The organism is Bradyrhizobium sp. USDA 3397, from assembly GCF_054060965.1.
On sequence record NZ_JBSSDS010000001.1, the window covers coordinates 38,318 to 62,537 of the forward strand.

A 24,220-nucleotide genomic window follows, 5' to 3' on the forward strand; every position below is an offset into this window, starting at 1 on the left:
GCGCCACTTCGCAAAAAGGAACCATGGCTGCGGCGCTCGCTTATCAGACGCGAGTTGGAGGCGCCTGATGGGAAAGAAGCAATTTGCCGCTCTGCCGTTTCGTCTGGACAAGTCGGAGCTGCGGGTGATGCTGATCACGACCAGGCGCAAGCGCAGGTGGAGCGTCCCAAAGGGATCGCCGATGCGCAACAAGGAGCCGCACCTGACGGCTGCGTTCGAAGCCTATGAGGAGGCGGGCCTGGTCGGTGTCGTGGCCACGCGCGCACTGGGCAGCTTCAAGCATCGCAAGCGAAAAGGTGATCGCAAGCGGACCATGAGCGTTGCCGTCTTCCCCATGAAGGTGCACGGGCGGGAGCGCTGGTGGCCCGAGAAGGGCGAGCGGGAGGCGATCTGGGTCTCGCCGAAGACGGCGGCGCGCCTGGTGCACAAGGCGCAGCTCCGGCGCCTGATCGCCCGGTTCGCGGCGCAGACGGCGCGCGAGACATCCTCGCCGCTCGGCCGGTGAGGGGTGGTCCGGGATTAGGAACGCGTCGCGCGCCCAATCATTCAAGGTTGATGGACCAACAAACCACGGGGCTCATATCTGAGGAGCGGCCGCCTCACGACATCCTGGCAGCGGCGATCGAGCGACGCCGCGCTGTCCTGTTTGTGGGCGCCGGTGTCTCGATGGCCGTCGGCCTGCCGTCCTGGCAGTCCCTGATCGATCATCTCCTTGACGATCTCGGCCTCGATCGCAACGTCATCGATGGAATGCATGGCGGCTATCAGATGCTCGCGGAATATTATCGGATCAAGCGCGGCGGGATCGGCCCGCTGCGCAGCTGGCTCGACCGCAATTGGCGTGTCGACCCTGAGAAGATCGCCGCTTCAGAGCTGCACCGGATGATCGTCGAGCTGGACTTTCCGGTCATCTACACCACCAATTACGACCGCAATCTCGAAACCGCGTTCGACGTGCTGAACAAGCCCTTTGCGAAGATCAGCAACGCGAAGGAGATCGCGAGCGCGCGTGCCGGTGTCACCCACATCATCAAATTCCACGGCGACTTCGACGACGATGCTTCGCTGGTTCTGACCGAGACCGACTTTCTCAACCGGCTCGCCTTCAATTCCCCGCTCGATATCCGCTTTCGCGCCGATGCGCTGGGCAGCACGCTGCTCTTCGTCGGATACAGCATGTCCGACCCGAACATTCGGCTGTTGCTGCACCGGATCTGGCAGATCTGGGACGAGTCCGGGCACAGCCAGGACCGGCCGAGATCCTTCGTGTTCGTCGCGCAGCGCAATCCGGTGCAGGAGGCCGTGCTCGCGAACTGGGGCATAACCACGATCGCCCGCCCGACGGCATGGCTGCCGATGACGGTCTCAGGCGGTTGCTGCGCGACATTCGCGAGCGGCGTGACGGCAGGACAGCGCCTAGCTCGGGTCCCGACACCGAGAGACATCGTTAAAGCGTGATGAGATCAGGTTTGATTGCGACAAGGTAAGTGCACTCCCTCTCCCGCTTGCGGGAGAGGGCTGGGGAGAGGGTGTTTCCGCAATGGGATGGCCGCCTAGAGGAGAACGCCCTCACCCGCGCCTTCGGCGCGACCTCTCCCGCAAGCGGGAGAGGTTGCACCGAGCCCGTGGCAATCGATTCAACCTAAAGCCATTCCGCTTTAGGGCCGCCGCACGCTGCAGATCTCGTTCGGGGCTGGAGTGAGGCTTGCGGCATATTGCATGTCCAGAAAGCCGGCGCGCCAGCGCTGCGCCATGGCCGTCCCCGACAGGTCGAAGGATTTTTCCGGCCCGGCTTCCTCGCGGCCCGGGCGGTAGCTCAGGAGATAGACCTCGTCGTCGTAGTGGAGGTCCTGAAGCTCGGCGCGAAGCTGACGGGCCTCCAGCGCGTAGCCGAGGCGCTGGAAGGTCTGGTTGCCGAAGGTCAGGTCGCTCTTCCGCTCGGAGGCGGCCTCGAGCCCGTTAGGGACCTTGCCATCGCGCGGAAACAGATCGATCACATAGAGGCGGAGCGGGCCTGCAGTTTCGAGGATCGGATCGAACGGCGCGTTCAGCGAGAACCCACCGTCGCAAAGCCAGCGGCCGGCGATCTGCACCGGAGCGAATTCGGGGAGATACCCGCAGCTGGCCAGGATATGGTCCATCTCGATCCGCTCCGACGCGGAGTCGAAGAACACGGCATCGCCGCTCTCGACGTCCGTGGCGCAGATCGTGATCCGCAGATCGCCGCCGTTCAGACGTCCGAAATCGATCAAGCGCTGCAGGCGTTGCCGGGTCGGGCCGAGATCGTAGAGGCCGCCGTAGTGAGACGCCGGAATGGGGAGGCGGGGGTGGAAGAAACCGGAATGACCAAGCACGCGCGTATTGATCGAGCTCAGCCACGCGAAGGTATGGCGGCCCGCGTTCGGCACGTCGGATGGACTGCTTGGTGCATGCCAGTAGCTGCGTAAATTTCGCAGCCGATCGTCGCGCGGGCTCCCCGCGATCAGCGCGGCCGTGATGGCCCCGGCCGACGAACCGGTCACCCAGTCGATCGGCAGCCGAAGAGAGGTGAGTGCTTCGAACACACCACCATGATAGGCGCCGAGGCCGAGACCGCCGGAGAACGCGATGGCGGTGAGAGGACGCTCGGCTGCGGATGCGCCGCCTGGCTCAGCTGCACGGTCGGTCAAGACGGGCGCCAGTTGCCGGTCAGGTGGTCGCGCCGATCACCGGTACCTCCTGCAATGGCGCGCACGGCCGTAGCGGAGATTGATCGCGGGAGCGGCGGCGAGCAATCGACATTCATTTCAAAGCTCCAATGCCGACAATGAACGCGGCTCTTGATGCGGTGTTCCAAGGGCTTCGAACGACACGCATCCAAAACAATCTCCGAGCCTCGGCAACGCGGCTACTCGGGCAGAGGCGTATCGGCGATGTCCAGCAGCGCGCCGAGGCCTTGGCGGAGGCGCCGCGTCGCGATGCTGTCGTTGGCAAGGCCGAACACCACGAGCGAGCGCGCGGTCACCGCGTAAGCATGCCCGAACTCGAACTCGGCCATCGGTGCGTCGGGCCGATTGGTATCGATCAAACCCAGCCAGCTGTGTCCTTCGGTGACCTCCGGCAGGGTGAAGTTCACGACGTCGTGGTGCGCGTTGTAGACCAGCAGCATGGTCGCGTCCGAGCCGCGCCGCTTGATCCCGGTCTCCTGCGCGCGGCCGTCGAGCAGCATGCCGAAGCATTTGGCGTTGCCGTCCTGCCATTGCTCCGTCGTCATCTCCTCGCCGGACGGCGACAGCCAGGTGACATCCTTGACGTCGAGCTCCTCGTTGTGCGAGCCGACCAGGAAGCGGCTGCGATATAGGATCGGAAACGCCTTGCGGGTGGCGATCAGCTTGCGCACGAACTCGCGCAGGCTGCGGCCGTTCGCGGTGATGCCCATCCAATTGAGCCAGGTGGTCTCGTTGTCCTGGGCGTAAGCGTTGTTGTTGCCGTTCTGGGTGTGCCCGAACTCGTCGCCTGCGAGCAGCATCGGCGTGCCGTGGGACAGCAGCATCGTCGCCAGCAGATTCCGCTTCTGGCGCTCACGCAAGGCGGTGATCTCGGGGTCGTTGGTCGGCCCTTCGGCGCCGCAATTCCAGGAATGGTTGTTGCTGTGACCGTCGCGATTGTCCTCGCCATTCGCCTCGTTGTGCTTGTCGTTGTAGGAGACGAGATCGTTGAGGTTGAAGCCGTCATGCGCGGTGACGAAATTGACGCTGGCCCAGGGCCGGCGTCCGCGCTTGTTGAAGAGGTCGCCGGAGCCCGAGACGCGCTTGGCGAAGTCGGCCAGCGTGCCTGGATCGCCCTTCCAGAAGGCGCGCACGGTGTCCCTGAACTTGTCGTTCCACTCGGCCCAGCCCGGCGGAAACTGACCGACCTGGTAGCCACCGGGCCCGATGTCCCAGGGTTCTGCGATCAACTTGACGCTGGAGAGCACGGGGTCCTGGCGGCAGGCGTCGAGGAAGCCGCCGCCTTCATCGAAGCCATAGGGTTCGCGCGCCAGGATGGTGGCGAGATCGAAACGGAAGCCGTCGACCCGCATCTCGGTCGCCCAGTAGCGCAAGGAATCGGCGACGAGTTGCAGCACACGCTGATGCGAGAGATTGACGGTGTTTCCGGTACCGGTGTCGTTGATGTAGTAGCGCTTCTCGTCCGGCAGCAGGCGGTAATAGCTGGCATTGTCGATGCCCTTGAACGACAGGGTCGGGCCGAGCTCGTTGCCTTCGGCGGTGTGATTGTAGACGACGTCGAGAATGACCTCGATGCCATGGGCGTGAAACTGGTTGACCATGGCCTTGAATTCGTTGGCCGACGTCGCCTTCAGATAACGCGGCTCCGGCGCGAAGAAAGCAATGGAGTTGTAGCCCCAGTAATTGCGCAGGCCTTTCTCGACCAGATAGCTGTCGTCGACGAAGGCATGGATCGGCAATAGCTCGGCGCTGGTGATGCCGAGCGAGCGCAAGTAAGCCGGGATTTCCGAATGTGCGAGGCCCGAGAACGTGCCGCGGTCGGCTTCCGGCACCAGCGGATGCAGCTGGGTGAAGCCCTTGACGTGCATCTCGTAGACGATCGTGCGCTCCCACGGCACTTCCGGCTTGCGCGCCACGCCCCAGGTAAAGGCGGGATCGATGACGCGGCATTTCTGCATCAAGGGCGCGCTGTCGCGTTCATCATAGGACAGATCCTTGTCGGCGTGATCCAGCCGGTAGCCGAACAGCTCCGGCCCCCAGCGGAGCTGGCCGACCAGCTGCCTGGCATAGGGATCGAGCACGAGCTTGTTGGGATTGAAGCGGTGGCCGGCGTCGGGTTGGTAAGGACCATGGACGCGATAGCCGTAGACGGTGCCGGGGCGAGCGGAGGGCAGATAGCCGTGCCAGACCTCGTCGGTATATTCGGGCAGCTCGATACGCTCGAGCTCGGCTTCGCCGGTATCGTCGAACAGGCAGAGCTCGACCTTGGTGGCGTGGGCGGAGAACAGAGCGAAATTGACGCCGAGCCCATCCCAGGTGGCGCCGAGCGGGAAAGGTCTGCCTTCGGTGATCCGGGTGCGGCGCAGGCGTGAGGCCGTCCGCGTCAGGGCGTCGTCTGAATGTGCTGGCTGGTCCATCTCTGCCCCCGAGTTGCCCGTCAGGATGTCGGCGCAGTCGCGGTAATGGGCTCCACGTCGGCCGGCTTAGACGGCGCGTTGGCTTTTTGCAGAGCCGCCTCCTTGCTGATGGCCGGAATGGAGTTGCCGATCCGCCCGACGATCGCGATCAGCTCAGCGTCCGAAAGTCCGAGCCGTTTCTTGACGAGGCGCACCTGGGCGCGGTCGGTCAGGTCGAGCTTGTTGCGGATCAGTTGCGGCTTCGGGCGGCGCATGGCCACGGCTCCTGTCTGGGGTGGTAACCGTCGCGCTGCTGATTCCGTTCCCGTTGCGCTGCAAATGTCCGGCGTAGGCGCCGTGGAGGAACGAACGCACACGGCTCCGCTTTGTCGCTCCGACGCGCGCAATTGCATGCCGAGGTGGGCATGCCGCGAAAGGGGATGGGCTTGAGTCAAAGACTGGGAATGGCCGAGCAAAGTCGGCGCCATGGTCCTCAGATCGTCGATCATGGGGTTTCGTTCAACCTGTGGGCGCCGACGGCGCGATCGGTCGAGCTGCTCGAAATCGGCCAGCCGCCACGGAAGATGCCGCGCGATGCGGACGGCTGGTATCAGCTGTTGAGCCAAACTGCGCGCGCCGGCACGCGCTATCAGTTCAGGATCAACCAAGACCTCGTCGTGCCCGATCCCGCCTCATGCTTCCAGCCGGACGACGTCGGCGCGCCGAGCGAGGTGGTCGATACGGCCGCGTTGAGGGACCCGGTGCTCTATCCGGGCCGTCCCTGGGCGGAAGCGGTGATCTACGAGCTGCATGTCGGCACGTTCAGCGAAGAGGGGACCTATGCCGGCGTCGAGAAGAAGCTGCCTTATCTTCGCGATCTCGGCATCACCGCCATCGAGCTGATGCCGCTCAACGACGTCCCCGGGCGGCACAATTGGGGCTATGACGGCGTGCTCCTGAACGCGCCGAATGCCCGCTATGGCCGGCCGGAGGATCTCAAGCGGCTGCTGCGCGCCGCGCATGCCCTGGACATCATGATCTATCTCGACGTCGTCTATAACCATTTCGGGCCGCAGCTGAACTATCTGCATCTCTGTGCGGAGAACTTCTTCAACCCGCGCCACACCACCGGCTGGGGGCCCGCTGTCAACCTCGAAGGAGCCGACGGCGCGTTCGTGCGCGGGTTTCTGATCGAGAATGCCCTGATGTGGCTGCGCGATTATGGGTTCGACGGCCTGCGCTTCGATGCCGTTCATGCGCTGAAGGACGACTCGAAACGTCATTTCCTGGTCGAGCTCGCCGAGACCCTGCGCAGCCAGCTGGCGGGCCGGCGCATCCATCTGATGCTGGAGAACGAGGCCAATCAGGCGCACCTGCTCGCGCGTTCGCAGGGACGAGCGACGTACTACGATGCGCAATGGGGCGACGACTTCCACAACGCGCTCCATGTCCTGCTCACGGGCGAGGACGAAGGTTATTACCGGGCGTTTGCGGACAAGCCGCTCGAGCATTTGGCGCGATCCCTGACCGAGGGCTTTGCCTATCAGGGCGAGGTGTTTCCCCTGCACGAGGCGCCGCGCGGCGAGCCGAGTGCTCATCTGCCGCCCGAAGCGACCATCTTCTTTGCCCAGAATCACGACCAGGTCGGCAACCGCGCCTTGGGGGAACGTCTGTCCCGGCTGGTCGGTCCGGACAAGCTGGAGCTGGCCCTCGCACTGGTTCTGCTCAGCCCGCATATTCCGATGCTGTTCATGGGCGAGGAAGCGGCAGCCGAAACGCCCTTCCTGTTCTTCGCCGACTGGACCGGCGAAGCCGCCGAACTGACACGGGAAGGCCGCCGCAAGGAGTTTTCGCACTTCAAGGCGTTCGCGACGCCCGAAACGCGCGCCGGGATCCCGGACCCGTGCGACGAAAGAACCTTCCGCGCCTCCAAGCTGGACTGGACCAGCATCGAGCAATCGCCTTCCGGCACCAGGTTCCGGGCATTGACGACGCAGCTATTGAAGATGCGGCATGAGAAGATCGTGCCGCTCATCAAACGCGGGTTCGTCTCGGCGCAGCGACAATTGCTCGGCGCGGATCCTCAGATGGGCGGCGTGGATGTGCGCTGGCAGACGGAGCAGGGCGACGTTCTGCAGATCGTCGCCAATTTCGCCGACCACGAACTGCCGATGCCGTCGCTGGTCGACGGCGAGAGCCTGTGGCGATTGCGCCGCCATGTCGCCGGAGCACTTGGGCCCGGCGACATCATCGTGAGGCTTGGCCGCAAGCGCTGACGCAAGACGAGGTCAGCGCTCTCAGCCTAACTGCCGGCACGGCTCGCGACGGCCGGTGTGGGCGAGGTCGCGAACTTGCCGAGCCCGAGGTAGACGAGGCCCGCCACGCCGATTCCGAACAACCAGCTCAGATCGGCGCCGCCGAGCAGATGGATCGAGATCGGCCCCTGCAGCGCGCTGACGAGGCCGTCCTGCACCAGCCATCCGGCAACGAGGCCGGCGAAGAACGCGATCATGCCGGCCCAGTTGATGTCGCCATAGGCGCTGCTCTCCGGCGAGCGATAGAGCTCGGCCACCTCGATCTTGCCCTTGCGCTTGATGAAGAAGTCGGCGAGCACCACGCCGGCCCACGGGCTCATCCATAACAGCAGGCTGATCATCCAATGGTCGAACGCCTTCGCGAAGGACGGCGCGAAGATGAAGTAGAGGGTAACCAGATAGCCGGCAACACCGACGATCACGGTGAGCCAGAAGCGCGAGAGCTTCAGCCCCGCGCTCAGGGCCGCCAGCGCCGCCGAATAGACGTTGAGGATGTTGGTGGCGATCGGGCCGTGCAGCACCATCAGGAGGACAAGGATGCTGACAGGACCGCCGAACACCGCGCTGACCATCTTGGCGGGGTCCGTGTCCAGCGTCGTCGAGGCAATGGTCGCGCCGAGAATGCCGAGCCAGACCGTCGGCACGAACATGCCGACATAGCTGTACCAGAACACGGCTTTCGACGGCGTGGAGCGCGGCACGAAGCGCGAATAGTCGGAGGCCCAGGTGACCCAGGAAATGCCCCAGCCGACGCCGATTGCGGTCATTAGCATCGTCAGCATCGCCAGATGCGCGCCGGGCGGCAGCGAGGTGGTCAGGTTCCAGTTGACGACGCCGGGCCGCGTCCAGGCCAGCACGCTCATCAGCACCATGATGGCGATGGTCGGCGGCACCGTGTACTTCTCGAAGGTGCGGATCGCGTAGAAGCCGTAGACGCCGATCATCACCTGCACCGCCATCACCAGCGTGATGACGATCATCTCGACCAGCCAGGTGTCGGGCACGCCGAACTGGCCGAGGATGCCCATCGAGACCTTGACCGGGAAATAGGTGTTCACGCCGATCCAGCCCAGCGTCATCAGGAACATCAGGATGCTCGGCAGGTAGGCGCCGCGGACGCCGAAGGCGGACCGGCTCAGCACCATCTGGTTGACGCCGGTCTTGTGCCCCATCACCGTGAAGGTCGCGAAGATCGCGCAGCCCACGATGTTGCCGAGCACGATGACTGCGATCGTCTCCATCAGGCCGAGCTTGAGGATGATGCCGAGCGCGCCGAGCGCCCAATTCACCGGCGCGATGTTGGCGCCGGCCCAGATCCACATCTGCTGCGGCCCGGAGGAGTCCCGGTCCGCGTCGGGAATTGGCTCGATGCTGTGAATATCAGCGCGAAGTTCGGAATCCGTCATGACATCCCCCAATACGAAGCACGCTTCGCATCATCGCAGCATAAATCGTGCCATGGGTCGCGGAGCGGCCGGGCAGGGTGCGTTTCGATGCCGGACGCAGCGAGGCTCGCCTCGGATGCAATTGCGTTTTCGAGCGCGGGGCATGCTGACGCGTCGGCCTGCCGCGGCACGCCGGACCCGCCGGATAGTGGCGATCGATGCACGGCCGGGCAGCGGTACGATGATAAATTAAGCAGCCCAACTCAAAAGCGCAGCACTCGCCTCTAGTCGAATAGGGCAGCGGCGCTGTCGCGACTGGGATGGCCGGCCACGATGCGCTGCATCATCTCGATGAAGAGCGCCTGTTCCCGCTGGCTCAAATCGCCGAGCGTTGCGCGATGCGCCCGCCGTGCTGCGCCCTCGATTTTAACCAGCAGCGCGGCGCCGGCCGGCGTCAGGCGGCACAATCGCGCGCGCCGATCGTCCTTGTTCACCGCGCGCTCGACCAGGTTGCGCGCAGCGAGGCGCTTCAAGGCGCCTGTTGTCGTGGTGCGATCGAGCGCGATATCGGCCGCCAAAGTGGTCTGATCGGCGGTTTCGCGCACCGCCAGCGCCGAGAGCAGGCTGTATTGCAGCGGCGTGACCTCGAATTCGCCGCAGGCTTCCTGAAACAGCGCGACGTGAATCTGGTGCAGCCGGCGGATCAAATAGCCGGGCCGTTCCGACAATGGCCAGGGGCGGTGCTTGCCCCCGCTGCGACTTTTCCTGGCTTGCCGCAATGCACGCTCTCCCAACCCCAGACCGTTCGCGCTTAGCTCGATTCGAACGCGCTCGCTACATCAGGATCATGGCACGAAGCTTGCTTTTGTCCAAATGCGAAGCATGCTTCGTAACGTCCAAATGCGAAGCATGCTTCGTAACGTCCAAATGCGAAGCATGCTTCGTAATTCGAGAGCGGGGCAACCGCCTGCGCAAGAGCCTGAGGAGAGCGCCATGTCCGTCACTGCCAGCTTCGATCTTCTGCTCCGGGGTGGCCGCGTGATCTGTCCGGCCTCCGGCGTCGATGGCCTCAAGGACGTCGCCATCCGCAATGGCAAGATCGCGGCGGTCGCATCCGACATTCTGCCGACCAGCGCGAAGGAGGTCGTCGATGTCAGCGGCAAGCTGGTGCTGCCCGGGCTGATCGACACCCACGCGCACGTCTATCAATATGTCTCCGGCCGTTTCGGCATGAACCCCGACATGGTGGGCGTGCAGTCCGGCGTGACGACGCTGGTCGACCAGGGCGGTCCGTCCTGCATGACGCTGCCGGGCTTCCGCCATTTCATCGCGGAAGCCTCGGCCTCGCGCGTCTATGCGTTTATCTCCGCCTATCTCGTCGGCGGTCTCGAGGGCCATTTCTATCCGCAGCTCTACAGCCCCGACGGCGTCGACATCGATGCGACCGTCAAGGCGGCAACCGCCAATCTGGATCTCGTGCGCGGCATCAAGGCTCATGCCGAGATCGGCGGCTTCGCGCGCTGGGGCATTCGCGTCATCGAAATGGCGGCCGAGATCGGCAAGCGCGCCGACCTGCCGGTCTATGTGCATTTCGGCCAGCTCTGGGGCCTGCCCGAGAGCGGCGCCAACGGCGAGGATGCCGACACCATCCTCACCCGCGTCATTCCGCTGTTGCGCGAGGGCGACATCCTCGCGCATCCCTTCACGCGCCATCCCGGCGGATTCGTCAATCGCGAGGGCGAGATGCATCCGGTGATCCAGGCCGCGCTCGACCGCGGCCTCAAGGTCGACGTCGGCCACGGCAGCCATTTCTCCTATCGGCTCGCGAAAAAGGCGATCGCCGCCGGCATCATTCCGACCACGCTCGGCGCCGACATCCACGGCTACAACACCCATGTGCCCGCGCCGGCGGGAACGCCCGACCAGCACGAGGACGATGAGAACCATCCCTTCGCGGGACAAGCCAAGTTCAGCCTGGTCCAGGCGATGAGCTCGATGATGGCGCTCGGCCTGTCGCTGGAGCAGGTGGTGCCGATGGTCACCTCCAATCCCGCAAGAATGCTTGGCCGCAGCGAGGAGATCGGTGCGCTCAAGATCGGCATGGACGCCGACGTCTCCGTGCTCACGGAGAGAAACGGCCGCTTCGTCCTCAAGGACAACGAGAACAACGAGGTGATTGCCGAGCGCCTGCTGCAGCCGGCGTTCTGCCTGCGCGCCGGCACCCGCTTCGACGCGGTCGCGCCGATCCTGCCGCAAGCCGTCGCGGCATAAGGCCGGGCGGTGGAGGAGAACGCGAAGTTGCGCAACGAGCGAGAATTTCGATCGGGCAGGACGGGGCAGGGCGTTGGCGCGCGGCTGCCGCGCAAGGAAGACGACCGCCTGATGCGCGGCCGCGGCCAATATGTCGGCGACGTCAGGCTCGCCGGTCTTCAGGACGTCGCCTTCGTGCGCAGCCCGCTGGCGCATGCGCGCATCCGCGGCATCCATGTGCCCGAACGCCATCGCGGCAGCGTGTTCACGGCAGCCGATCTCGTCGGCATCAAGCCGATAAGGGCGGTGTCGGGGCTGCCGGGCTTCAAGATCTCTGAGCAGCCGGTGCTGGCGACCGGCAAGGTGCGTCAGGTCGGTGAGCTCGTGGCGATGTGCCTCGCGCCGACCCGCGCCGAGGCCGAGGACATCGCGGCGGCCGTGACGCTCGATCTGGAGGAGCTGCCCGCAATCCATGACATGCTGAAGGCGCGCGAGCCCGGCTCGGCGCTGGTGCACGAACATTGGGGCGACAACGTCTTCCTGGAGACCAATTACGAGATCGACATCTCCGCAGCGCTCGACGCGCCGATCAAGGTGACGCGCGAGATCTCGACGGCGCGGCAATGCATGTCGCCGCTGGAAGGCCGCGGCGTGGTCGCGACCTTCGACAAGAGGCTCGACCAGCTCACACTGCATTCGGCGGCGCAGATGCCGCACATCACGCGCAGCGGCCTCGCCGAATGCCTCGGCATGGAGGAGGGGCAGATCCGCGTGATCTCGCCCGACGTCGGCGGCGGTTTCGGTCACAAGGGTATCCTGTTGCCCGAAGAGGTCTGCCTGTCCTGGCTGACGATGCGCTGCGGCCATCCCGTGCGCTGGCTCGAAGACCGCCGCGAGCATCTCGTCGCCAGCTCCAATTGCCGCGAACATCATTACAAAATCACTGTCTATGCTGACCGTGACGGCACGCTGCGCGGCATCGACTGCGAAGCGACGGTCGATTCCGGCGCCTACTCGTCCTATCCGTTCTCGGCCTGCCTGGAGGCCGCGCAGGTCGCCAGCATCCTGCCCGGCCCCTACAAGATGCCGGCCTATCGCTGCCGCACCTTCTCGGTCGCCACCAACAAATGCCCGATCCTGCCCTATCGCGGCGTCGCGCGCACCGGCGTCTGCTTTGCGCTGGAATTGATGCTCGACCTCGTGGCGGCGGAAGCCGGCCTCGAGCCCGGCGAGGTCCGGCTGCGCAATCTGGTGCGCCCCGAACAGATGCCGTTCGACAACATCACCAAGAAGCATTTCGACAGCGGCGATTATCCGGAAGCGATGCGCCGCGCGCTTGCGGCCATCGACATCGGCGCCATCCGCGCCAGGCAAAAGCAGGGTGACGCCGGCGGCCGCCGCATCGGCGTTGGCGTCTCCATCTATTGCGAGCAGGCCGCGCACGGCACCTCGGTCTATTCCGGCTGGGGTATCCCGATGGTGCCGGGCCATGAGCAGGCCACGGCGCGCCTGACGCCGGACGGCGGCCTCGAACTGCGCGTCGGCGTGCACTCGCACGGGCAGGGCATGGAGACGACGCTCGCCCAGGTCGCACACGAAATCCTCGGTGTGGATGTCGCGAACATCCGGATCCTCCTCGGCGACACCGCGATGACGCCGTATTCGACCGGCACCTGGGGCTCGCGCTCGATGGTGATGGCGGGTGGTGCGGTCGCGACCGCCTGCCGCGAGCTCGGCGAACGTGCGCGCCGCATCGGTGCGAAACTGTTGCAGCACGATCCGGCCTCCGTGGTGTTGCAGAACGGCGAGGTGCGCGGCGTCAACGGCAGCGTCAGCCTGAAGGCGATCGCCCACACTTGGTACCGCCGCCCGCAGGATTTGCCGCCAGACGTCGATCCGGGCGGGCTCGAGGTCACGCAAGGCTACAAGCCCGTGCGCGACAGCGGCACCTTCAGCTATGCCGCGCATGCAGCCGTGGTCGCGGTCGATCCTGATCTCGGCGAGGTGGAGATCCTCGACTATGTGATCGTCGAGGACGGCGGCGTGCTGGTCAATCCGCTCGTCGTCGACGGCCAGATCTATGGCGGCCTCGCGCAAGGCATCGGCACCGCGCTCTACGAGGAAATGCCGTTCGACGCATCCGGCCAGCCGCTGGCAACGACGCTCGCGGATTACCTGCTGCCCGGCCCGACCGAGGTCCCGGCCGCGCGCCTCGACCACATGGAGACGCCGTCGCCCTATACGCAATTCGGGGTGAAAGGCATCGGCGAGGGCGGCGCCATCGCGCCGCCCGCCGCGATCGCCAATGCCGTCAACGACGCGCTGCGCCCGCTCGGCGTCGAGCTGATGCAGTCGCCGATCACGCCGCATCGCGTCGTCGCGGCGGTGCTGGCTGCGCGTGCGGCTGAGAGGAGCGCGGCATGAAACCGGCGCCCTTTGCTTACGAGCGCCCGCGCGATCTCGATGCGGCTCTGTCGATGCTGGCCGCAAGCGGCGGATCGGCGAAGATCATCGCCGGAGGCCAGTCGCTCGGCCCCATGCTCAATCTGCGGCTGGTGCAGCCGGAGCTGATTATCGACATCTCGGGCCTTGCCGAGCTCAAGCGCGCAGAAGTCTCCGGCGACGAGCTTGTGCTCGGCGCCCTCGTCACCCATGCCGATATCGAGGACGGCCGCACCGCCGACGTGACCCGCGGAGCCATGCGGGCCGTCGCCGCCAATATTGCGTACCGCGCGGTCCGCAATCGCGGCACCATCGGCGGCTCGCTCAGCCATGCCGATCCTGCCGCGGACTGGATTTCGGCGCTGGCGGCCCTGGGCGCGCGCGTGACATTGCGCAGTCTTGCCGGTGCGCGATCGATGGCGGTCGAAGCGTTTGTGGTCGGTGCGCTGGAATCTGCGTTGCATGCCGGCGAGATCGTCGAGGCGGTCCACGTGCCGGCGCGATCGGCGACGGCGCATTGGGGTTATGCCAAGAGCTGCCGCAAGACCGGCGAATTTGCGCACGCGATCGGTGCGGTGCTGGTCGATCCCGCCGCCGCCTCGGCGCGTATCGTCATCGGTGCAATCGACACGGCGCCGATCGTCGTCACGAATGCCGAGCTGTTCGGCGGGCGGATCGCCGCGGACTACAAGCAGCGTTTCGATGTTCGTGTCGCCGACGCGCTCCTCGCAAAAGCCGGCATCGACGATGCCGCGCAGCGCCACATCCATGTCAGCGTGCTGAAGCGCGCCGTTCTGGAGGCCGCGGCATGACCACAATCGCGCTTCAGGTCAATCGCCGCGCGGTGGAGCTGCCCGCCGAGCCGCGCACCAGCCTTGCCGATTTCGTCCGCGACAGGCTCGATCTCACCGGCACGCATCTCGGCTGCGAGCACGGGGTCTGCGGCGCCTGCACCGTGCTGCTCGACGGCGTGCCGGCGCGCTCCTGCATCACCTATGCGGCGGCCTGCGAGGGCGCCGATGTCACCACGATCGAAGGCCTCGACGAGGACGAGATCACGACCGAGCTGCGCGCTGCCTTCACCCGCGAGCATGCCCTGCAATGCGGCTATTGCACGCCCGGCATGCTGGTCTCGGCGCGCGACCTGGTGCTGCGTCTGCCCGACGCCGACGAGCGCCAGATTCGCATTGGCCTCAGCGGCAATCTCTGCCGCTGCACCGGCTATGTCGGCATTGTGCGCGCGGTGCAGTCCGTGATCGAGGCAAGGCGCGCGCGCAACGTCGCGCCACAGGCAGGCGGCGGCCGCACCATCCTTGGTCCTGCCGGCTCGGGGCGAGCGGCAACCGCCCGGAACGAGCTGCGGCCTGCGCGGCACGCGCCAGCTCCGGCACTGGAAAGTGCCACCCTAAGCAGCATCCCCGACTTCACGCCGGCAACAATACTCGATCAGCGCTTCACGTTGCCGTATCCGCCGGCAAAGGTGTTCGCGATATTCGAGGACATTGCAAGCATCGCCGCCTGCCTCCCTGGCGTATCGCTGTCGTCGACGCCAAAGCCGGAGCGCGTCGAAGGATCGATCCGCGTCAGGCTCGGACCGATCGGAGTAAGCTTCGAGGGTGCCGCGCGCGTCGAGCGGGATCCCGCGACACTCTCGGGGCGCATCGTCGGCATCGGCACCGACCAGCGCAGCCATTCCGCGACGCAGGGCGAGATCCGTTACCGCCTGCTGCCGCTGGAAGGCGGCGCGGCGACCGCGGTCGAACTGTCGATCGGCTACACGCTCACGGGAATGCTGGCTCAGGTCGGTCGTCCCGGCCTGGTGCGAGACCTTGCAAAACGTCTCGTTGCGGAGTTCGCCGCCAATCTCGACCGCCACATGTCCGGCGCCTCGTCGGGGCAGGCAGCTCCGGCGGAGCTCAGCTTCTGGTCGATTGCATCGGACGTCTTGCGAGCCCGGCTCGCGCAAATGTTTCGCCGCGCCTTCGGAAGAGGTGGCGCGGAATGATCGGCGCGCCGGCGCCGCGGAGTGACGAAGTCTGGACTGCCCTGACATCAACAGCGTGGGATTTGGAGAGACAAACATGACACGAACACTCGGACTGGTTCCGGCAATCGCGTTGGCGACGGCCTTGTTCGGCGGCGCCGCGGGGGCGCAGACCATCAAGATCGGCGTCAACGAGCCGCTCACCGGCGCGTTCGCGGCCTCAGGCACTTACGTCGTCAACGGGGCCAAGATCGCCGCCGACGAGATAAATGCCAAGGGCGGCATCCTCGGCAAGAAGATCGAGCTCGTCATCGAGGACAACAAGAGCAACCCGACGGAGGCCGCCGCCGTCGCCGAGAAGCTCATCACCAGCGACAAGGTGCCGGTCCTGATGGGCGCCTGGGGCTCGAGCCTGACGCTCGCGGTGATGCCGAAGCTGATGGAATACGAGACGCCGATGGTGGTGGAGACCTCGTCCTCTGGCAAGATCACGACGACGGGCAATCCCTTCATCTTCCGCATCTCGCCGCCCCTCGGCGATCGAGGCCGCGGCGTTCAAGGGCATCGTCGACAAGCTCGCGCTCAAGAAGGTCGACTTCCTCGTCATCAACAATGACTGGGGCCGCGGCACCGCCGAGGACTTCAGCAAGATGATGAAGGAGAAGGGCATCGGCATCGGCCTGGTCGAGACCATGGATCAGGGCGCGCAGGACATGAGCGCGCAGCTGTCCAAGATCAAGAGCTCGGACTCCGAGACCGTCATCGTCACCACCGCCGTCGACCAGCTCACGCTGATTTTCAAGCAGGCCGCCGCCCTTGGTCTGAAGAAGCGCATCATCACCACCGGCGGCTCGCAGAACCCGGACCAGATCATCGCCCAGGCGGGAGCGGCCGCCAACGGCACCATGCATCTGACGACCTTCCTGCCCTGGTTCCCGGACAAGACGCCGAACCCGGAAGCCACCAACTATTTCATCGCGGAATGGAAGAAGCGCGGCTTCGACTTCGCGGGCTGCACCGAGAGTTTCCGCGGCTATGACGGCATCCGCACCGTCGCCGCCGCGATCGAGAAGGCCGGCAAGGCCGAGCCGGCCGCGATCAAGGCGGCGCTCTGGAATATCAACATCAAGGGGCTGAACGGTGACATCGTGTTCCGCAAGTCCGGGCCCGAGGGCAAGGAAAGCGGTCAGAGCCAGCCGAACGTCTATCTCATCGAGATCGCCGACGGCAAGATCGAGATGAAGACGCTCTAACGCGCGATGAGATCAGATTCGATGCAGCAACGAGGAGGTGCGCTCCCTCTCCCGCTTGCGGGAGAGGGTTGGGGAGAGGGTGTCTCCGCGGTGGGATTCCCCAAGAGGATAGAACCCTCACCCGGCGCTTCGCGCCGACCTCTCCCGCAAGCGGGAGAGGTAATGCAGAACATCCGGGAACAATCTTGAGCGAATTCCTCCAGCATCTGATCAACATGCTCGTGCTCGGCGGCACCTATGCGCTGCTGGGTATCGGGCTGACCTTGATCTTCGGCATCATGAACGTCGTGAACTTCACGCATGGCGTGCTCTACACGTTCGGCGCCTACATCATGTTCATCGTGGTGCAGCAGCTCGGGCTGAACTTCTTTCTCGCGCTGCCCGTGGCCGTGCTGGCCGGATGGCTGCTGGGTGCGGCCATCGAATTGACATTGCTGCGTCCGCTGCGCGGCTCCGACATCGACACCACCATGCTGGTGATGATCGGCGCCTGGATCGCGATGCAGTCGGGCACGCTGTGGATCTGGGGCGGAGTCGCAAAAGCGGTGGCGACGCCATTTCCGGAGGCGCCGCTGGTGCTGGGGCCGGTCTCCGTTTCATGGCTGCGCCTGTTCGTGCTCGCCGCGGCGGCCATGTTGATCCTGGTGACTTATCTGCTCATCAACAAGACCAGCCTCGGCCGCGCGATGCGGGCGACCTTCCAGGATCACGACACGGCGTCCCTGATGGGCGTGAACGTCGACATGATCTACACCTCGACCTTCGCGATCGGCTCCAGCCTCGCCGCCGCCGCGGGCGCGCTGCTCGGGCCGGTCTACGTGATCTTTCCGCAGATGGGCGATCTCGCCGCGGTCAAGGCTTTCGCCATCGTCATCCTCGGCGGCCTCGGCAACATCACGGGCGCGGTGATGGGCGGCTTCATCCTGGCGCTGGCCGAGGAGCTCGGCGCCGGCTACGTCTCGTCAGGCTACCGCGATGCCATGGGCTTTCTCATCATCATCGCGGTGCTGATCTTCCGGCCGACAGGCCTGTTCGCGCGCGCGGAGCGCGTCGGATGAAGACGATCGTCACGATTCTCGCCGTTGCGGCGCTGGCCTCGGTGCCGCTCTGGCTGCGCGATCCCTATCTGCTCAACGCGCTGATCACGACCGGCATCTTCGTCATCGGCGCGATGAGCCTCAATCTGCTGCTCGGCTTCACCGGCCAGCTCAGCCTCGGTCATATCGCCTTTTTCGGCATCGGCGCCTATGTCAGCGCGCTGACTTCGCTCGGTTTCGACATCGGCCTGCCCGGAGGCTTTCGTCTTGTCCACGCACCATGGCCGCCGATCGTAGGCTTCGTGCTGGCGATCCTGATTGCAGGATTGTGCGGCTATTTCGTCGGTCTGTTGTCGTTCCGCGTCCGCGGCGCCTATTTCGTCATTGTGACGATCTCCTTTGCCGAGGTGGTCCGGCTGGTCGCGCTGAACTGGGTCGAGCTGACGCAGGGCCCGTTGGCGCTGACCAATATCCCGTCCATCGCGTTGCCCTTGCCCGGCTTTGGCGAGCTGACGCTGCGCACGAAATTCCACAACTATTATCTCGTCCTGGTCGTTGCGCTCATCGCCTATCTCCTGATCGCGCGCCTCGTTCATTCCCATTTCGGCCGCTCCATGCGTGGCCTGATGGAGAACGAAACGCTGGCCGTCTCGGTCGGCATCGACGTGACCAGGACGCTGACGATCGCTGCGGTGATCTCCGCCGCGATCGCCGGCGCGGCCGGGAGCCTCTATGCGCACTACATCCGGATCATCGATCCCGAAGTCTTCGCCTTCATCAACACCGTCACCATGGTGATCATGGTCATCAGCGGCGGCAAGGGCTCGCTGGCGGGTCCCGTGGTCGGCGGCCTGATCTTCGGCCTGCTGCCGGTGGCGCTACGTCCGGTGATGGCACCGGAAGCGCAGTGGATCGCCTATGGCGGCGTGCTGATCGCCATCCTATTCGTGTTGCCGCGCGGCATCGTGCCGTCGCTGGCGCAGCGGTTGACCCGGCGACGGCGCGGGACGACGGCGCTGGCACCGGTGACGCTCACTGAAACCGGCGCCAAGGAGCCGGCGTGATGACTGCGCGCAGCATCGCCATGACCATCGATCAGGTCGCGGTCCGCTTCGGCGGGCTGGTCGCGATCTCCGACATGAGCTTTGAGGTCGGCGAGGGCGAGATCGTCAGCCTGATCGGGCCGAACGGCGCCGGCAAGACCACCGCCTTCAACGTCATGACCGGTTTCCTGACGCCGAGCGCAGGCGGAGTGACCTATCGCAACACTGCACTCGGCGGATTGAAGCCGCATGAGATCGCCGATCTCGGCCTGATCCGCACCTTCCAGCGCACCAGCGTATTCCCGAACGACACCGTCTATGACAACCTCCTGATCGGCCTGCACCGGCAGGGCCGGGTCCGGCTGCTCGACGCCATCCTCGGCCTGCCAGGCGCGCGCGCCTCGGAGCGCAAGCTGCGGCAGCGCGCGAGCGAGCTGCTCGAATGGGTCGGGCTCGAACGCCGCGCCCACGATGCGGCAGGCTCGCTCTCCTACGGCGAGCAGCGCTTGGTCGGCGTCGCGCTGGCGCTGGCGGCCGAGCCGTCGATGCTGCTGCTCGACGAGCCCGTCTCCGGCATGAACGCCTCGGAGACGCACCGTTTCGTCGAGCTGATCCGCAGCATCCGCGACCGCGGCATCACGATTTTGCTGGTCGAGCACGACATGCCGATGGTGATGACCGTCTCGGACCGTATCGTGGTGCTCAACTATGGCCGCATCATCGCCGAAGGGACGCCGGATGTGATCCGCAACGATCCTGCTGTCATCGAAGCCTATCTTGGACATGGAGCAGGACGTGCTTGAGATCCGCGACATGGTCTGCGGCTACGGTGGCGTCACCGCGCTGCGCGGCATCTCGCTCGACGTGAAGGCCGGCCAGCTGGTCGCCCTGATTGGCGCCAACGGAGCCGGCAAGAGCACGACGCTGCGTGCGATTTCCGGCCTGGTGCCGCCGCGCTCGGGCCAGATGAAGTTCGAGGGCATCGACATCACCGGTGCGAGGCCGCCGCGCGTGCTGGCGAGCGGCATCGCCCATTGCCCGGAAGGGCGGCGCGTGTTTCCGCATATGAGCGTCGAGGAAAATCTCGACATGGGGGCTTACCTCCGTCGCGGTTCGGGTGAGATCGCGGCCGACCGCGATCGCATCTACTCGGAATTCCCGCGGCTCGCCGAGCGGCGCAGGCAGGCCGCGGGCACGCTGTCCGGCGGCGAGCAGCAGATGCTCGCGATCGGCCGCGCGCTGATGTCGCGGCCGCGGCTGATCATGTTCGACGAGCCTTCGCTCGGGCTCGCCCCCAACATCGTCGAGCGCACCTTTGCGATCATCCGCGGCATTCGCGATGCCGGCACCACCGTGCTGCTGGTCGAGCAAAACGCCTTTGCCGCGCTCGAGATGTGCGATCATGCCTATCTGCTCGAGAACGGCCGCATCGTGCTGTCGGGCGCCGGCACTGAGCTGATCGCGAACGAGCATGTGCGCAAGGCCTATCTCGGTGGCTGACGACGCCGGGTGGATTGCCGTCTGCGATCTCGACCGGCTGAAGGCGGAGACCGTCGTCCGCGTCGCCGGGCGCGACCTGCTCGTGATCTGGAACGAGGGCAACGTCGTCGCCTGCGAACGTGCATGCCCGCACGAGCAGGCGGATCTGGCCTTGGGGCAGGTGACGGCCGGGCGCCTCAATTGTCCCCGCCATGCGGCATCATTCGATTTGCGCGATGGCGAAATCAGTGCGGGATGGCCGAGCCGGCCGCTGCGGCTTTATCCGGCGCGGATCATGGACGAGCGAATCTGGATTGAGCTGCAGGAGCGGCAGCCTGGGCGATGATGCCATCATGCCCCTGTTTTGCCCGACGAGTCAAAGCGGCAAAGGCGGTGTCGATCGGCCCTCAAACAATTCGCCTTTGCAAACAACGACATCGCTACTGTGCATGGGGTTGTTTTTCGCACTTTTAGTCCAGCAGCCGCCGCGCGGCCTCCACCAGGACTCCGTCCGGACGGCGCAAAGCCTCGAGAATGGTGAAATGGTCGGCGCCTTCGACCGAGATGAGCTTGCCCGGCGCTCCCGCCGCCACGCGCCTGTCGTAGAGATTGATGGAATCGCAGACGAGCGCCGGCAGCTCGCTGCTGCCATAGGCGATGTCGAGGCGCTTCCGGGTGACGGGCAGGCGCAGTGGCGACAGCGTGGCGATCTCCTCGTCCGTCAGCTTCAGAGCGTCGTTCAGCCCCGTATCGCGGATCGGCGCGAGATCGTAGACGCCCGAGAGCGCGAGCCCCGCATGGACGCGCGGATGATCCAGCGCCATTGCGACGAGATGGGCGCCGGCGGACCAGCCCGACAGCACGACCGGCCCGGCAACGCCGTAGGACGCGCCGTGCGCCGCGAGCCAGTCGAGCGCGCGCGGGATCTCGGCGACGATCTCGCTGAGGGACACCTCGGGCGCCAGCGAATAGCCGGGGATCGCAACCGACCAGCCATGCGCGGCGACGCCTTCGACCAGCATGGCGAACAGCTCGCGCGAATTGCGCTGCCAGTAGCCGCCATGCAGGAACACCAGGCAGGGCGCATCAGGCTTTGCGGCCGGATAGAGGTCGATCTTGTTGTTGGCCCGCTCGCCATAGGGCAGGTCGAGATGCGACTTGAGCGTGCCCCGCAGCCGGCTTGAGGCCTCGTTGCGCTCCGCGATCAGGGCCGGGCTGTTCTTGACCGCCGCGTTGTTGTCATAGGCCGCGCTGCGCTCCGCCCGGGACAGTTCGGACCAGCGGTCGCGGGGGTCGAGCGGCCGAATTGTCGAATAAGCGTTCTCAACCATGGGGAGTCTCCGTTTGCGTCAGGCACTGCGCAAGATCGCTTCGATCTCTTGCGCTGCTGCGAGCAGCGAGCGGTCTTGCCCGCGCGCCGCGATGATCTGAAGGCCGAAGGGAAGCCCGCGCCGATCCGTTCCGCACGGAATCGAGATCGCCGGCAGGCGGGCATGATTGACGAAGGGCGTGAACACCGCGTGGGCTCGCGGGCTTGCGGGGTTTCCGCCGATCATATCAGGGCCGAGCTGCGTCAGCGGCCAGGCGACGCAGGGGACGGTCGGCGCCAGCAGCAAGTCAATTTCGGTGAAGAAGGCGGCGAAGGCGTTGGCGATCGCGGTGCTCGCAAGCAGCGCTGCAGCGACCTCCGCACCCGACCAGGAGAGACCTCGCTCGATCTGCTTGGCGACGTCAGGATCGAGGACAGTCGGATCTTTGCGAAAGCTATCGCCATGGAGCGCCGCGAGGCCCGCATGCTGCAGCGGCATGATCGCATCCTCCGTGGCGCCTGCCGGCCAGATGGGATCGCGTCGTGTAATGTGCAAACCTGCTGCGGAAAGCCGGTCGACCGGCGGCGGCGAGGCCACTCGCGACGACGTCGTCGATCGCGACGCCGAGACCAAGGCGCGGCGAGAACGCGATGCGCTGACCGCCGATGTCTCTGGCCTGCAGCGCAACGATGGCCGAATCCGGATCGCGCGGATCGGCGCCGGCCATGGCTTCAAACGCCAGCGCGATATCGGCCGCGTCCGATGCGATCGGCGCGATGACGGAGAGGCCGAAGAACGGTTCGGCGAAACCTGGCCCATAGGGGATCGCGCCATAGGACGGCTTGAAGCCGGCGACCCCGACATGCGCCGGCGGCCTGCGGCTGGAGCCGCCTGCATCGGTGCCGATCGCGAGCGGCACCAGGCCGGCCGCAACCGCTGCGGCCGGGCCGCCGGATGAGCCGCCGGGCGTCAGCGCGGGATCGAGCGGATGCCGCGTCGGCCCATATAGCTGCGAGGTCGTAACGCCCTTGCAGGCGAATTCGGATGTTGCGCCGATACCGACGACGACGGCGCCGGCCTTGCGCAGCCGCTCGACCGCGATGGCATCGCGCGGCGCGATGAAATCGCAGAATAGGCGCGAGCCCTGCGTCACGCGCCAGCCGCCGACCCAGATGTTGTCCTTGACGATCACGGGAACACCGGCGAGCGGCATGATCTCGCCCATACGCAGGCGGTCATCGACCGCCGCAGCATCCGCCAGCGTGCGCGCAGGATCGATCGCGACGACCGCGTTCAAGGCCTTGGCGGCCTCGATGCGGCCAAGCGCGGCTTTCGCGGTCTCGACGGCATTGGTCCGCCCGGCGCTGACTTCGGCAGCGATCTCGCGCGCGTTATTTGTCCGCGTTGTCATGGCCTCCCCAGATCAACGCCAATGTACCGCCAAGGACAAGGCACGCCAGCGCGAAGAAGGCCATGCCGAGGCGGGCCACGCCATCGAGGATCGACACCAGCGCGGGCGCGGCAAGGAGACCGACGTAGGACGCGGTCAGCACCGCGCCGGTGGTCTCGCCGATCCGGTCCTGCGGGGCGAGGCGGGCGATCTCGGCGACGAAGACGCCGTTCCAGCCCGACGCCGTCAGGCCGAATAATGCGGCGATGATGAATTGTCCGCTGCGGCCGAGCGAAGCGCCGTTCAGGCCGAGCAGCGCGGCGCAGAAGGCCATGCCGAGGCCGATGACGACGAGGACGGCGCGCGAGGCATCGAGCCGCATGGCGACATAGCCCCAGCCGAGACGGCCGACGAGACCGCCGGCTTGCGCGCAGGCGAGCGCCATGCCGGCTTCGATATGGCTGAGCCCGAGCTCGCGTGTGCCGAGCGTGACGAACACCGTGTTGAGCGACACCTGCATCGCGCTGAACGGCATCGAGGCCAGCGCCAGCATCGCGATCCGCCGGTCCGCGATCACCAGCGCCAGCCGCGCGCGGAGATCGAGCTTCGGCGGGGGGGCGACCTTGCCGGCATAGGCCGGCCGCAACCGTTCGAACAGCGCGATCGCAAGTAGGGCGGCGAAGCCCACGGCCGCATAGCACCAGACCGGCCCGAACGCGATGGCGATCGCCGGCAGCGCCAGCGAGCCGCAGACCGCGCCGATCTGGTTACCGGTCTGACGCACCGAGAACACGAAGGCGCGCCGCTCGGCGGTCACGAGGCGCGCCAGCAGCGCCGCGCTCGCCGGCGTCTCCGGCCCCATGGCCAGGCCGATGCAGAGGCCCGCGGCCAGCAGCGCGGCGCTCGTTCCGAGCGAAGCCAGGGCCATGCCGACGACGATGGCCGCCGCGCACAGGCTCGCGATCCGCAGCGAGCCCAGCCGCGCGATGAAGCCGCCGCCCCAGAACGAGGCGGGGATGCCGACCGCGAACACCGCGGCGGAGAACATCGAGAGCTGCCAGACCTCGATATGGGCGCGCGGGGCCACCACGCCGGGCGCGAACAAGGCCAGCGCGACCAGGGCCTGCAGCGCGGTCATCGCGCCCAAAGCAGGCAACAAGGCCGGCAGCAGCGCGGGCGCTGGCCGAGCGGCCGTGTTTCCGTCTACCATGGCAACGTGCTCATGGGA

Annotated in this window: 19 protein-coding genes and 2 pseudogenes; 13 read left to right on the forward strand and 8 right to left on the reverse strand. The window is 66.0% G+C overall.

Features of this window, described 5'->3' with window-relative positions; all coding sequences use genetic code 11:
* The first annotated feature begins 67 nt into the window (after positions 1-67).
* Together ACVWYQ_RS00215 and ACVWYQ_RS00220 are read left to right on the forward strand one after the other, a co-directional pair.
* A complete protein-coding gene (locus ACVWYQ_RS00215; RefSeq protein ID WP_157287658.1) occupies positions 68-505 on the forward strand; it encodes an NUDIX hydrolase in 438 nt (145 codons plus the stop codon).
* 50 nt (positions 506-555) lie between these two features.
* Positions 556-1,458 (forward strand): SIR2 family NAD-dependent protein deacylase, encoded by a 903-nt coding sequence (locus tag ACVWYQ_RS00220; protein WP_404541991.1) that lies wholly within the window; start codon positions 556-558, stop codon positions 1,456-1,458.
* 200 nt (positions 1,459-1,658) lie between these two features.
* Here ACVWYQ_RS00220 and ACVWYQ_RS00225 read toward each other — a convergent pair whose 3' ends face one another.
* The 3 genes from ACVWYQ_RS00225 to ACVWYQ_RS00235 all read right to left on the reverse strand — a co-directional run bounded on the left by ACVWYQ_RS00225 (position 1,659) and on the right by ACVWYQ_RS00235 (position 5,379).
* Entirely contained in the window at positions 1,659-2,669 is a 1,011-nt protein-coding gene (locus ACVWYQ_RS00225) for a patatin-like phospholipase family protein (RefSeq protein WP_404541989.1), read from the reverse strand.
* A gap of 218 nt (positions 2,670-2,887) precedes the next feature.
* Positions 2,888-5,125, reverse strand: a complete 2,238-nt coding sequence (gene glgX, locus ACVWYQ_RS00230; protein WP_404541987.1) for a glycogen debranching protein GlgX — start codon at positions 5,123-5,125, stop codon at positions 2,888-2,890.
* A 20-nt stretch (positions 5,126-5,145) separates the two neighbouring features.
* Positions 5,146-5,379, reverse strand: coding sequence for a DUF3606 domain-containing protein (locus tag ACVWYQ_RS00235; RefSeq protein ID WP_057029914.1), 234 nt, complete (start codon positions 5,377-5,379; stop codon positions 5,146-5,148).
* 189 nt (positions 5,380-5,568) lie between these two features.
* Here ACVWYQ_RS00235 and treZ point away from each other — a divergent pair, with 189 nt between their 5' ends.
* On the forward strand, positions 5,569-7,380 hold the full coding sequence (gene treZ / locus ACVWYQ_RS00240) for a malto-oligosyltrehalose trehalohydrolase (protein WP_404541985.1): 1,812 nt from the start codon (positions 5,569-5,571) through the stop codon (positions 7,378-7,380).
* 26 nt (positions 7,381-7,406) lie between these two features.
* On the opposite strand, the gene ACVWYQ_RS00245 is transcribed toward treZ, so the two are convergent.
* Together ACVWYQ_RS00245 and ACVWYQ_RS00250 are read right to left on the reverse strand one after the other, a co-directional pair.
* Positions 7,407-8,825, reverse strand: coding sequence for a cytosine permease (locus ACVWYQ_RS00245; protein WP_404541982.1), 1,419 nt, complete (start codon positions 8,823-8,825; stop codon positions 7,407-7,409).
* Positions 8,826-9,088: 263 nt separating this feature from the next.
* Positions 9,089-9,583 carry a MarR family winged helix-turn-helix transcriptional regulator gene (locus ACVWYQ_RS00250; RefSeq protein ID WP_246732540.1) on the reverse strand — a complete coding sequence of 165 codons (495 nt, stop codon included), beginning with the start codon at positions 9,581-9,583 and terminating at the stop codon, positions 9,089-9,091.
* A 214-nt stretch (positions 9,584-9,797) separates the two neighbouring features.
* Between ACVWYQ_RS00250 and ACVWYQ_RS00255 the strand changes: the two genes are divergently transcribed.
* From ACVWYQ_RS00255 to ACVWYQ_RS00300, 10 genes and pseudogenes are all read left to right on the forward strand, one after another.
* Positions 9,798-11,075 (forward strand): amidohydrolase/deacetylase family metallohydrolase, encoded by a 1,278-nt coding sequence (locus tag ACVWYQ_RS00255; protein WP_404541979.1) that lies wholly within the window; start codon positions 9,798-9,800, stop codon positions 11,073-11,075.
* A 111-nt stretch (positions 11,076-11,186) separates the two neighbouring features.
* Positions 11,187-13,478, forward strand: a complete 2,292-nt coding sequence (locus ACVWYQ_RS00260) for a xanthine dehydrogenase family protein molybdopterin-binding subunit (protein WP_404546255.1) — start codon at positions 11,187-11,189, stop codon at positions 13,476-13,478.
* Positions 13,475-14,308, forward strand: coding sequence for an FAD binding domain-containing protein (locus tag ACVWYQ_RS00265; protein ID WP_404541976.1), 834 nt, complete (start codon positions 13,475-13,477; stop codon positions 14,306-14,308). The genes ACVWYQ_RS00260 and ACVWYQ_RS00265 overlap by 4 nt, the downstream gene beginning before the upstream one ends.
* Positions 14,305-15,501 carry a xanthine dehydrogenase family Fe-S subunit gene (locus ACVWYQ_RS00270; RefSeq protein ID WP_404541974.1) on the forward strand — a complete coding sequence of 399 codons (1,197 nt, stop codon included), beginning with the start codon at positions 14,305-14,307 and terminating at the stop codon, positions 15,499-15,501. Before ACVWYQ_RS00265 ends, ACVWYQ_RS00270 begins: the two co-directional genes overlap by 4 nt.
* A 76-nt stretch (positions 15,502-15,577) precedes the next feature.
* Positions 15,578-16,733, forward strand: a pseudogene (locus ACVWYQ_RS00275) (ABC transporter substrate-binding protein).
* A gap of 185 nt (positions 16,734-16,918) precedes the next feature.
* The gene (locus ACVWYQ_RS00280) at positions 16,919-17,791 is read left to right on the forward strand and encodes a branched-chain amino acid ABC transporter permease (RefSeq protein ID WP_404541972.1); all 873 of its coding nucleotides are present in this window, start codon (positions 16,919-16,921) and stop codon (positions 17,789-17,791) included.
* Positions 17,788-18,834, forward strand: coding sequence for a branched-chain amino acid ABC transporter permease (locus ACVWYQ_RS00285; RefSeq protein WP_404541970.1), 1,047 nt, complete (start codon positions 17,788-17,790; stop codon positions 18,832-18,834). The genes ACVWYQ_RS00280 and ACVWYQ_RS00285 overlap by 4 nt, the downstream gene beginning before the upstream one ends.
* Positions 18,834-19,616: an ABC transporter ATP-binding protein gene (locus ACVWYQ_RS00290; protein WP_404541968.1), complete on the forward strand. Its 783-nt coding sequence runs from the start codon at positions 18,834-18,836 to the stop codon at positions 19,614-19,616. Before ACVWYQ_RS00285 ends, ACVWYQ_RS00290 begins: the two co-directional genes overlap by 1 nt.
* Positions 19,609-20,313, forward strand: coding sequence for an ABC transporter ATP-binding protein (locus ACVWYQ_RS00295; protein ID WP_404541966.1), 705 nt, complete (start codon positions 19,609-19,611; stop codon positions 20,311-20,313). Before ACVWYQ_RS00290 ends, ACVWYQ_RS00295 begins: the two co-directional genes overlap by 8 nt.
* Positions 20,306-20,638 carry a Rieske (2Fe-2S) protein gene (locus tag ACVWYQ_RS00300; RefSeq protein WP_404541964.1) on the forward strand — a complete coding sequence of 111 codons (333 nt, stop codon included), beginning with the start codon at positions 20,306-20,308 and terminating at the stop codon, positions 20,636-20,638. Before ACVWYQ_RS00295 ends, ACVWYQ_RS00300 begins: the two co-directional genes overlap by 8 nt.
* A gap of 124 nt (positions 20,639-20,762) precedes the next feature.
* On the opposite strand, the gene ACVWYQ_RS00305 is transcribed toward ACVWYQ_RS00300, so the two are convergent.
* From ACVWYQ_RS00305 to ACVWYQ_RS00315, 3 genes and pseudogenes are all read right to left on the reverse strand, one after another.
* On the reverse strand, positions 20,763-21,623 hold the full coding sequence (locus ACVWYQ_RS00305; protein WP_404541962.1) for an alpha/beta hydrolase: 861 nt from the start codon (positions 21,621-21,623) through the stop codon (positions 20,763-20,765).
* A gap of 18 nt (positions 21,624-21,641) precedes the next feature.
* A pseudogene (locus tag ACVWYQ_RS00310) lies at positions 21,642-23,013 on the reverse strand (amidase).
* The gene (locus ACVWYQ_RS00315) at positions 22,994-24,202 is read right to left on the reverse strand and encodes an MFS transporter (RefSeq protein ID WP_456725335.1); all 1,209 of its coding nucleotides are present in this window, start codon (positions 24,200-24,202) and stop codon (positions 22,994-22,996) included. The pseudogene ACVWYQ_RS00310 and the gene ACVWYQ_RS00315 overlap by 20 nt, the downstream one beginning before the upstream one ends.
* Between the last annotated feature and the right edge of the window lie 18 nt (positions 24,203-24,220).